Origin of the sequence: Rothia sp. HMSC071B01, assembly GCF_001808945.1 — a bacterium.
Lineage (GTDB): Bacteria > Actinomycetota > Actinomycetes > Actinomycetales > Micrococcaceae > Rothia.
In genome coordinates this window covers 18,310-28,128 of sequence record NZ_KV795047.1, presented here as the reverse complement: position 1 = coordinate 28,128, position 9,819 = coordinate 18,310, and the positions used below count along the sequence as shown (strand labels likewise).

Genomic DNA, 9,819 nt, shown 5'->3' with positions numbered 1-9,819 from the left:
TGCTCGGGGCAGGTGCCCTTGGGCAGGGTCACCAGAGGCACAGGTGCGGTAGCGATAGTGCGGGTAGGTGCCGGTGCGGTGATACCTAGCAGGGCAGGCTCCCGCACGATAGCGGTAGTGACCAGAGACTGAGCATTACCGACCGAGGAGACACGGCTGAGCACCGTGTCGATAGCAGCCCGTAGAGTACCGTCTGAGACGGCACCTGTGGGCAAACCAGCGGCATCTAGTGCTGCACGCAGCTCAGCCACATCGACACCCGCGTGAGCGGGGATAGAGACCACCTCGGAGGACGGGGACGCCGGGGCAGGAGGCTCAGGCTGTAATTTCTGACGTGCAGGGGCAGTGCGAGAGCTAGTGCGGCGGCTACGGCGAGCACTCCAGCCGAGCAGCTTACGATGCTCAGCACTCACCGGGGCTAGACGCAGACCACCGGGATGATTGCGAGAGCCCAGGTCATACTCACCGACGTAGACGGTCGAGTCAAAATCCTCGCCCAGGGGTGCAAAATACGCCTTAGTAGCCACGGACAGAGCGGAGCGAAACTGTTGGCGCCAGCGGCGCTCATTGCTCATGCTGCTACCGAACTGGGCGGCGAAGTCCGACCAGGGGATGCGTACCTCGCGGTGGACGCGGCTCATACGGCCTGCCAGCCACAGGTACACGTCACCAGCCAGAGCCTGGTGGGGGTTTTCGCTGACAATCTGACGCCATGAGTCCCGGAGTATACGCATGGTGCCGTGGACCGGGGAGGGGGCAGCCGCAATGCGGTCGAAAAATTCATCCGACAGGATGACGACGGAGCGGTAGGCGTCATCGAGGACGCCGTCACGGTCAAAAACCAGGTCCTCGCCGGAGCCGACCAGGCAGGCGCGCGAGGAGAGGTTAGTGCCGGAGCCATGCGCAGTACGGTGTGAGACACGCACGCTCATGTTGAGGATGGCGCGTAGCTGACGCTCTACGGCGCGGCGGTTAGCGGAGCTGTAGGGTATGCCCATGTCGCGGAGGAATCCGCGCCATGTGCGAGAGATCTCGATGGTGGGGGACCCGCTCATCATTGCGGAGGTGACCAGGTACATGATGACCTCACGGGCGATACGCCCGGAAGGCAGATGGTACTGGGTAGTGCCGTCAGCGTCCTCGTACGGTGTGGCGGCGAGGATAACGGTGACATCACCGTCGGTACGCTCCCACATGGTCTCTGAGGTAGCACGCAGCGGCAGAGAGTAGTTAACGAAAATCCAGGGAAAGGTGCTGGTGAGGTAGCTGTCGATGACCAGCGGACCGGTACTGTGGGGATGCTGCAGAGTGCCGCCGGTGGGGGCGGCGTGGTCAGCGAGGATGTCGCTGAGAGTCATGCCAGCGTCGGTGCTGGCGGGGGTAGTCCGGGTGGACTGAGGGTGCGCAGGTGCGCTAAAGTTGTTCATTGCGATGCCTAGTGTTGTAGGTGTTGCCACGGCCCCGGACGCTCCAACGTCGCGGGGTCATTTTTTGTATCTGCACTCACACTAGACCCCGGACAGACGGGCTGTCAACCAGGGGATTTTCCGTCTTCATCGTCGTCGCCATCAGACGCAGTGCGAGTTTTCCACAGCCCTCACGCACGCACGCGCATCTGACGACGATAGGAGTCTTATAGGTATATCTTATAGGGGGAAAAATTTGAACACCGATTTTCCCTTGTGATTCCGGGGATTCTTAGGCGTTTTTACCATAGGTAGCGTACACCTTTCATCCCAGAGGTGTACACAATTCATCCCGGGAGCGTACACCTTTCATCCCAGAGGTGTACAGAGTTGATCCCAGAGGCGTACACAATTCATCCCACTAGCCCACCTGATAGCCCCACTCAAAAACAAGTTATCCACATGATGCACATCACATAAAAATGTTTCCTGGTCACGCAAAATACCCCCTTATCTTGTCAGGGGTATCCACTATGGTCATTACAAGAGATTTCCAAGCATCTTATCTCTATAGCTCGCAGAAGAGGAGGAGGAAAGGCCATGGCTGAGAAAACCAGCATCGACGATGGTGCCCTGTACCGTGCCTACAAATTCCGCCTCGACCCCAACCAGGCACAGACAATCGCGCTAGAGCAATGCGCAGGCGCATCACGCCGCACGTACAACCTCCTCACCACTTATAACCTTCAAATCCTCGAAAACAAACAGGAATATCGGAGAACCCGTGCCGCCGAAGGTGCAGATCACGAGACGATCAACGGCGAGCTTAAGAAACTACGTGAGAAAGACCCGGCCTACCAGTTCCTCTATAAGGCTCGTGACAAATATACGCCTGGTTATAGGTCGCTGTATCTGACTCCTGAAGTCAAACGGCACCGCGCTGCAAGCAAAGCCATTGCTGCCGGCGCTGACCCCGCTGTTGTCTGGCCCGAGACCGAAGAGTATTCCGAACCATGGCTACATAACATTAATAGCCGAGTGCTCGATTCGGGCCTGCTGAATGCTGGAAAAGCCTGGAAAAACTACGAAGAATCCCTCAAAGGCCTGCGTGCCGGCGCCCGAATGGGTGTCCCTCGTCGCAAGCGTAAAGGTGTCAGCCGCGACTCTTTTACTGTCGACCGCGACCCGAATAATGACGATGTCGGAGCCTACGGCACCCCCTACAAGAAGGGCACACCTGAATTTGCGCGTCGTGCGGCGCTGATGAAGCGCCGCGGCATCAAGACCGCCCCGACCATTGAGGACTACCGCCACGTACGCCTCTCACACCTGGGCGTTATCCGCACTCACAACACCACAAAGCCCCTGGTGAAGGCCGTGCGTGCTGGCGCTAATGTCAAATCCTACACGGTCTCCCGTGCCGCTGACCGATGGTACGTCTCCATCCTCGTTAAGCTGTCCCGTACCCCGGTGACTCCTACCCGTGCGCAGCGTGCCGCTGGTGCTGTCGGTGTAGACCTGGGCGTGCGCTACCTCGCCGCGCTCTCTGACGAGCAGGCCCCGCAGCGTTTCGCACGGTACCCCTCCCTGGAGTTCACCGGTGATGGTGCGCCTACACTGGCTAACCCCCGCTGGGCACGTGCCGCTGAGAAGCGCTTGGTACGCCTGCAGCGTGCCCTCGCGCGTGCCCAGAAGGGCTCTAATCGCCGTGCCCGTATTGTGCAGCAGATTGCACGGCACCACCACCTGGTAGCCTTGCGCCGTGAATCCGGTCTACATCAGGTTTCTAAGCGCCTGAGCACCGGGTATACCCTCATCGGGCTTGAAGACTTGGCTGTAGCGGGTATGACCGCCTCAGCTGCCGGTACCGTTGAGGCACCGGGCAAGAATGTGCGCCAGAAAGCCGGGCTCAACCGGTCCATTCTGGACGCCGCTTTTAGTACGCTGCGCCGTCAGCTGGAATACAAGGCCAGCTGGTACGGCTCGCAGGTACAGATTATTGACCGCTTCTTTGCATCTTCTCAGACGTGTAGCGCCTGCGGAGCACGAGCGAAAACCAAGCTCGACCTTCGCGTGCGTGTCTTTGAGTGCGCAGCCTGCGGTGCGCGGATTGATCGTGACGTGAATGCGGCACGTAATATTCGTGCGGAGGCTGTACGGATGTATGAGGCGCAACTCGCCCCCGGCACGGGGGAGAGTCTAAACGGACGCGGAGTCGCAGGCTCTGATGCTGCTGGTTCGGTGGTGTTGGGGGATGTGGCGTTGGATGCGTCAAGGCCAGCCGCCACTGGCGGCGGGTCACCGTAGGCGAGTAATCGTCTACTCATCCCTTTTATATGTGTATACGTGTGGAAACTGAATATTTTTAGGCTTCTGCTAGGCATCGTGCCTTGTGGCTAAGTGTATTCCCTGTATGTGCGGGGATGAGCCGTCCAGACATGGACATGCGCCCGAACGAATCAGGTATTCCCTGTATGCGCGGGGATGAGCCGATGGTGACGAAATTATCCATACGATTAGTTGCGTTTTCCCCGTATGCGCGGGGATGAGCCGTGCTCGACTCGACATTGTGGTGGCTGGTAGACGTGTTCCCCGTATGTGCGGGGGTGAGCCGAGGTGACACATTGAAGTTTCTAGACAGCGTGCGTTTTCCCCGCATGCATGGGGGTGAGCCGCGTGCTTCTGAGAAGAGTCAGTCTCAGGGTCAGTTTTCCCCGCATGCATGGGGGTGAGCCGATGACCAATAGGACCAACACCCAGACCCCACTGTGTTCCCCGTATGTGCGGGGGTGAGCCGATGCTGGTGTTAAGCTCAATACACCCACTCAAAATGCACCCTTTTGTATAGCTTGATGGTGAGAAAATCATGTCCTTCAATCGCCCACTCTGCAGCCCTCAACGAATCACTCTAGTCCGAGAGCTTTACGGTATCCGTAAGAGCGAATTGTCGATGCGGTTAGGCGTCAGTGCTCGGACTATCACCTGCTGGGAGTTGGGTCTTCAAGCCCCCTCATCGGGTGATGTTGCTGCGCTGTGCCGTGTCTTTGGGGTGGGTCCTGAGTTTTTTGAGCCTCAGTTGGAAGGGTTGCCTGTGGCTTCTGGTCTTCCGCATTTTAGGTCTTATCGGGCGGGAACGCAGGTGGCTTATCGTCAGGCGCAGGCTTATGTGCAGGTTACTCAGGATTTGGTGCGCACCCTCAGGGATTATGTGGACTTTCCTGCGCTGCATCTTCCTGATATTTCGGCGGATCCTGAGCTTGCGGAGTCGATTGTTCCACAGATGGCGGCGCAGCAGGTTCGTCATGAGTGGGGTCTGGGTGATGGTCCCATCGCTCATGTTCTCCGGGCGGTTGAGGATCATGGGATCTGTGCCGTCTTTGCACCCTTTGAGCATGCGTCCTTGGATGCGCATTCTGTCTTTAGTGGCGAGGTCCCCCTCATTGTTCTGAACCCGACGAAGGGTGATTATTATCGGCAGCGCTTTGATGTGGCTCATGAGTTGGGGCATTTGGTGATGCATCCAGATGCAGAGCCCGGTAATAAAGTGATTGAGGCGCAGGCTGATGCTTTTGCTTCTGAGCTCCTGGCTCCTAGTGAAGTGCTCCATGATGAGCTGCCTACCCGTATAGATGGGGCTGGCAAGGTCATGCTCAAGGAGCTGAAGGAGCGTTGGGGTGTCAGTATGAAGGTGCTGCTGGATAAGGCGTACGCGCTGGGTCGTTTGACGGAAGAGGGGTACCGTGAAGGTCTGAAGTCTCTGTCTCGAAATGGGTGGGAGCTGTTGGAGCCCGGGGCTATTTCGGGGGTTGAGGAGCCCTCGCTTATCCCCCACGCTCTTGAGCTTCTGGGTGACGTGGGTGTAGGCCCTGAGGAGGTCCGGGAGAGGTCACGTGTTCCACAAAGCTACTTCAAGGTGATGACTGCGCGGTGTCCGCTTCTTCCCGTTAGGGCATAGGTGAAGGCTTCGGTGCTGGCATGGTAAACCATGTCGGTGCCGAAGCTTTTTATAGCTGGAAGGCGCTGAAGATACAGAAAGGCCCCCCTCCCCATCACCCGGGAAGGGGGCCTTTTGTTCATGAAGAAAACGTCAGGTTCTTATTTTTTCGCAGTCGCTGAGATGTAGCCTTTGAAAAGTCGCTTCACAATCTTTTCTTCTGAACATCCCGGCTCAAGGTTGTAAGCACGCTCGACAGCAGCATCAAGTGCCCTGTGTGCCTTTGTAAGCTCAGAGTAAATGAACTCGTTATCCGGTTCGTAAAGATCCTTCAAAGAGGTTCCCGGGAAAGACGCACGGGCATCAAGAACTGCTTGAGCAGCATCAGCGATCTCCTGTTGCTGTGCCCGAGTGACTTTCGGCCACACGAAATTGTTATACACAATGGTGTTGCCGTAGCTGTAGTCGCTCTTGAGGCGACCGGCAACAACCCGCATCCAGGCGTTGTGGACGCGGGAGGTCAGGATACCAAAGTGGTACACCGTGGCATCCGGTACGAAGAAGAGTTTGTCGCCAGGGATCATGCCATCAGTGACGAAGTCGATAGGGATGTATTTCCGGCGTCGAGAAGACACCTTCGGAACAGCCAAATATGCGCCCTCGCCGTTGTATTTGATCTCGTCGAACAGCCAGGGAGTCTCCGCTTTCTTCCGCGTCGCTGCCTTAGACGAATTCTCACGCGTATGCTGTACCGAGCGCACACGGTCAACGACTTCAGGCATGGACGCCCAGACATGTCGCGGGCAGTCCTGCAACCACAGGCAATAGCATTCCTCACCGTTAATGAAGTCTTCACCCATCGAGAAGCGGCGAATCCACGGCTCAATAGCAGGATGAACTCGCAACAGCTCCTCCCGCTGCTGAGGGCTGAGAAGTAGGAAGCCGCCCTCATTGGGCTTTCCACCGGCAATCATCTTTGGGGCCTCGCTAAGCGTCTTGTACCGTCGACCAACGAACATCATCTCGTGTGCATCCAACAAATACCCGTTGATGCGGCTGACCTGATGCTCGATAACCTTGTCACCATCATGCTCAAAGATTCGTTTAGGCGTCATATTTTGGTATCCGAAACCAACAATGATGACATGCACTCGGGCAATATCGCTCGATTCAGAGGACCATACGAAGGTGCGGTGTGCGAAGTTGATACGCACCCCTTGTTCAAACAGCGGCTTCCACAAAGGCTGAACCTGCTGGCCCTGACATATCGAATTCGTCGAAACCAGGGCAGCTTGAATCGAGGTTCCCTGCATATAGTCGGCAGCCATCTTGTACCAGCACGCCACGTAGTCGAGGGTGCCGCCGCTTTTGCCAAAGATACGCAGGCGGTCTTCCTTCTGCTCTTCATTCAGGTTCGAGTGCCCAATGAAGGGCGGGTTGCCGATGATGTAGTCGCACTCATCGGCAGGGACTACCTCGGACCAGTCCATCTGTAGGGCGTTACCCAAGACGATGTGCGCTGAGTCCTTCAGGGGCAGGTCCTCAATGATTTGATAAACGATGGTCTGCGCTTCAGCGTTGGCTTGGAGCTCAGCGATCCACAATGCGGTGGCGGCGACGTTGACGGCGAAATCGTTAATCTCAATGCCGTGCAGCTGGGTCAAAGAAACCTTCAGCGGAGTAGTCTCATCGGTGAAGCCGAAGACACTCTGACGGTTCATCACCTCAGAGAGGACCTTGTTCTCCAGGCGGCGTAGGCTGATGTAAGTCTCGGTCAGGAAGTTACCCGAGCCGCACGCCGGGTCAAAGAAGGTCAAACCAGCAAGCTTATCGTGATACCGGTTCAACGCATTACGGCGCGCCCGCTCGCCTAACTCAGTATCCGTCAGGATTGAGTCAAGCTCAGCGGTAAGGTCATCAAGAAAGAGCGGATCAATGACACGGTGAATATTCTTCACGGAGGTATAGTGCATACCGCTTGAACGGCGCGTCGCAGGGTTCAGCGTGGACTCAAAGACGCTACCGAAGACAGTCGGTGAGATATGCGACCAATTCGTCCCCTTACTCACTTCCTCCAGCAGGACTTCAAGGATTTCTTCGGTGAAGTTCGGGATCTCCACGTCAGCTTCAAAAAGGCCACCATTGACGTAAGGAAAATCCTTCAACTGGGCAGAAGCGTAGGGGTCACGGTCCTCAGGCTTGGCGCGCAGGTGCGCGAAAAGCTCCTTCAGGGCAGTACGCACCTGCGTGGCGGGCATAGCCTTCAAATAACGGTAGAAAGCATCCTTGGGGAACAATCCGGCGTCTTCAGCGAACAGGCAAAAAACCAGCCGCACACACAGCACGTTCAGTGAGTGACGGCTCTCCGCTGAGTCCGGGTCAACGTACTGAGCGCGCAACATCTCATAGACCTTGCCGATGAGCGCACCGGCCTCCAACGAGACTCGTTCCTCTCGCACCTGACGGGCACGCTGCGGATCGACCAGGAAATCAAGCAGGTGAAGCTGCTCCGGCAACTCTACAAGCCGGAACTGGATATAGTTCTCCCCCGGCTTCTCAACGTCAAGGTCATGGATGCGGAAATAGTCGAAATTGCAGACGATGATGGTATCTGCACGCTGCGAGTTACGCATGGAGTCCACGTACCGTTTCGCCTGCTCAAAGGGGGTCACCATAACCCCCTGACGTGGCTCAGGCTTATCCAGGTCCACCGTGAGGGACTTCTGCTCGATAATCGTCTTGGCGGCAGGGATAGTTACGTCGATGAAGCCTCGCTCGGAGGTCGAAGCCTCGAAGTGGACGTTCGTTGTCACATCCTCCATGCCCACCACATCACGTAGCAGCTCAAGCCAGAAGGAGTGGGTATCGCCTTTCTCGGACCCGCGTCCTTCCCACTTCTGAGCGAAATTCCTAGCACGCTCGACGCGGCTACGCTCTGCAGCCACAAAATTCTCATTCAACAGGGGTCTCCCATCTCTGATGTCTCAACTATTTTTGGACACCGGATGAGGCGGGGGAAGGCAGATACTATAGACCGCCTTGTCTTCCATAATCCCTGTCCACGGCCTTAAATGTACCAAGAAAACCCTAGCCAGCCAGGCCAATGCACTCTCACCACATAACGCTAGAGGCCCCTTCCCCGGGTGAGGGAAGGGGCCTCTAGCGGCACTTATTGAAAGCGTGGACCTCGTTAGAAGAACAACGGCGCGGCAAGACCAGCGAGCGTTACCACCATCGAGCCAGTAATGAGGTAAATATTAGGATCAACACGCTGAGGCTGGCGCGCAGAAAGCCCGATACCGGACATCAAGAACACCACGCCCAGGCAGAAGATCGCGGCACCATACGCACCGTAGAATCCAGCAGCAGCGGCGGTGGCCAGCAGAAGCTTCAGATTCACCTTCTCCAAAAGAGCAGCCTCATACTTGGTGTGCATCCGGTAAAGCACCCAAACGATAAACGCGGTAGCGAGCATCCAGCCGCCCTTTACCCCGGCTGCAGGCACCGGAGTGAAGAAATAGCCGCTGCCGCTGGCAGCCACCAACCCCAAAGCGATACCTCCCACCACGGAGGCAAGAGCTTGCGCTTGAGGCTCCACATCAGAGATAGAGCCCACCAGGATGTACCGTCCGCACAGAATCAAAATAGCTGGCGGAAGCACGTACGGGATGACTGCGTCTGCGACCCCCATAAGCGTCAGAACCCACGTGCAGACAGTAACAATCAACCCAATAAGTACATAACGGGCTAAGCGGTCCTCTCGCTGAGCATCTTCAGAATCCATGTAGCCTTTCCTCCTTTTCCTTCTCTACACAAGCCCCCCGGTTAGAGAGTGACATACCAAGTGATGTGGTTCCTCGTCTCTTCCAGAGAGCAATCATCGGTGTGCTGGTGCGGCTTCTTTTTCTTAGAATTCACCATCTGCTTCTGAATGGGGCAGTGCCACTTCTCCCATCCTTCAATGCGCAGGTAATCATGGTCTCGGTCAGATTCCTTCACCTGCACCTTATCAGGCATGATCGTGTGGTCCAGGTCAGCGTACCAGCCGAGGCCCTGCTTCCACTTCTTCAACAGTCCCTGACGCGTGAAACTAGCCTCCAGCTCATCCTCGACTCCAGGTGCAGTACCCTTGATGTCCAGGTGCTCTCGCCCCTGAGCATCAGTCCACGTATGGCAGGTAGTGTCCAGAGGAATCTGCTGATCAACAGGCTTATCGAAAGACCACTGGTAACCCTTCCCAGGGTCATAATCCCGCTGGTAGATGATGTACATGCCCACTAGAACGACTAGATGCGCTACCAGAACGTACAGAATCACCGTTTCGGTGATGACGGCACGCACCACCTGGGCGCCGAAAATCAGGCGAGCCAGATAGTCCGCACCGAGAAATAAAGCAACAGAACCTCCAACGGAGACCAAAAGGATGTTAAAGATTTTGTCAGTGTTATGCATGGATGCCCTTTCATAAAGCAAGGGGGG

6 protein-coding genes and 1 pseudogene are annotated in these 9,819 nt (G+C 56.5%); 3 read left to right on the top strand and 4 right to left on the bottom strand.

Annotated elements, in window-relative coordinates; genetic code table 11:
• A partial coding sequence (locus HMPREF2527_RS00615; protein ID WP_070505625.1) for a replication initiation protein occupies positions 1-1,427 on the bottom strand: 1,427 nt, incomplete at its 3' end.
• Between the two features lie 579 nt (positions 1,428-2,006).
• Here HMPREF2527_RS00615 and HMPREF2527_RS00610 point away from each other — a divergent pair.
• From HMPREF2527_RS00610 to HMPREF2527_RS00605, 3 genes and pseudogenes are all read left to right on the top strand, one after another.
• A complete protein-coding gene (locus tag HMPREF2527_RS00610) occupies positions 2,007-3,713 on the top strand; it encodes an RNA-guided endonuclease InsQ/TnpB family protein (protein ID WP_070505622.1) in 1,707 nt (568 codons plus the stop codon).
• Between the two features lie 559 nt (positions 3,714-4,272).
• A pseudogene (locus HMPREF2527_RS09965) lies at positions 4,273-4,461 on the top strand (helix-turn-helix domain-containing protein); the annotation flags it as partial.
• Between the two features lie 84 nt (positions 4,462-4,545).
• Positions 4,546-5,361: an ImmA/IrrE family metallo-endopeptidase gene (locus HMPREF2527_RS00605; protein ID WP_246824741.1), complete on the top strand. Its 816-nt coding sequence runs from the start codon at positions 4,546-4,548 to the stop codon at positions 5,359-5,361.
• A gap of 140 nt (positions 5,362-5,501) precedes the next feature.
• On the opposite strand, the gene HMPREF2527_RS00600 is transcribed toward HMPREF2527_RS00605, so the two are convergent.
• The 3 genes from HMPREF2527_RS00600 to HMPREF2527_RS00590 all read right to left on the bottom strand — a co-directional run bounded on the left by HMPREF2527_RS00600 (position 5,502) and on the right by HMPREF2527_RS00590 (position 9,792).
• On the bottom strand, positions 5,502-8,285 hold the full coding sequence (locus tag HMPREF2527_RS00600; RefSeq protein WP_210390340.1) for a DNA methyltransferase: 2,784 nt from the start codon (positions 8,283-8,285) through the stop codon (positions 5,502-5,504).
• Between the two features lie 245 nt (positions 8,286-8,530).
• Positions 8,531-9,124 (bottom strand): hypothetical protein, encoded by a 594-nt coding sequence (locus tag HMPREF2527_RS00595; RefSeq protein WP_070505616.1) that lies wholly within the window; start codon positions 9,122-9,124, stop codon positions 8,531-8,533.
• A gap of 41 nt (positions 9,125-9,165) precedes the next feature.
• Entirely contained in the window at positions 9,166-9,792 is a 627-nt protein-coding gene (locus HMPREF2527_RS00590; protein WP_070505614.1) for a hypothetical protein, read from the bottom strand.
• Positions 9,793-9,819 lie beyond the last annotated feature (27 nt).

What these genes read in the sequence shown, in the direction of transcription:
- HMPREF2527_RS00610 (WP_070505622.1), top strand. Translation starts at nt 2,007, where the DNA reads ATGGCTGAGAAAACCAGCATCGACGATGGTGCCCTGTACCGTGCCTAC.
- HMPREF2527_RS00595 (WP_070505616.1), bottom strand. Translation starts at nt 9,124, where the DNA reads ATGGATTCTGAAGATGCTCAGCGAGAGGACCGCTTAGCCCGTTATGTA.
- HMPREF2527_RS00590 (WP_070505614.1), bottom strand. Translation starts at nt 9,792, where the DNA reads ATGCATAACACTGACAAAATCTTTAACATCCTTTTGGTCTCCGTTGGA.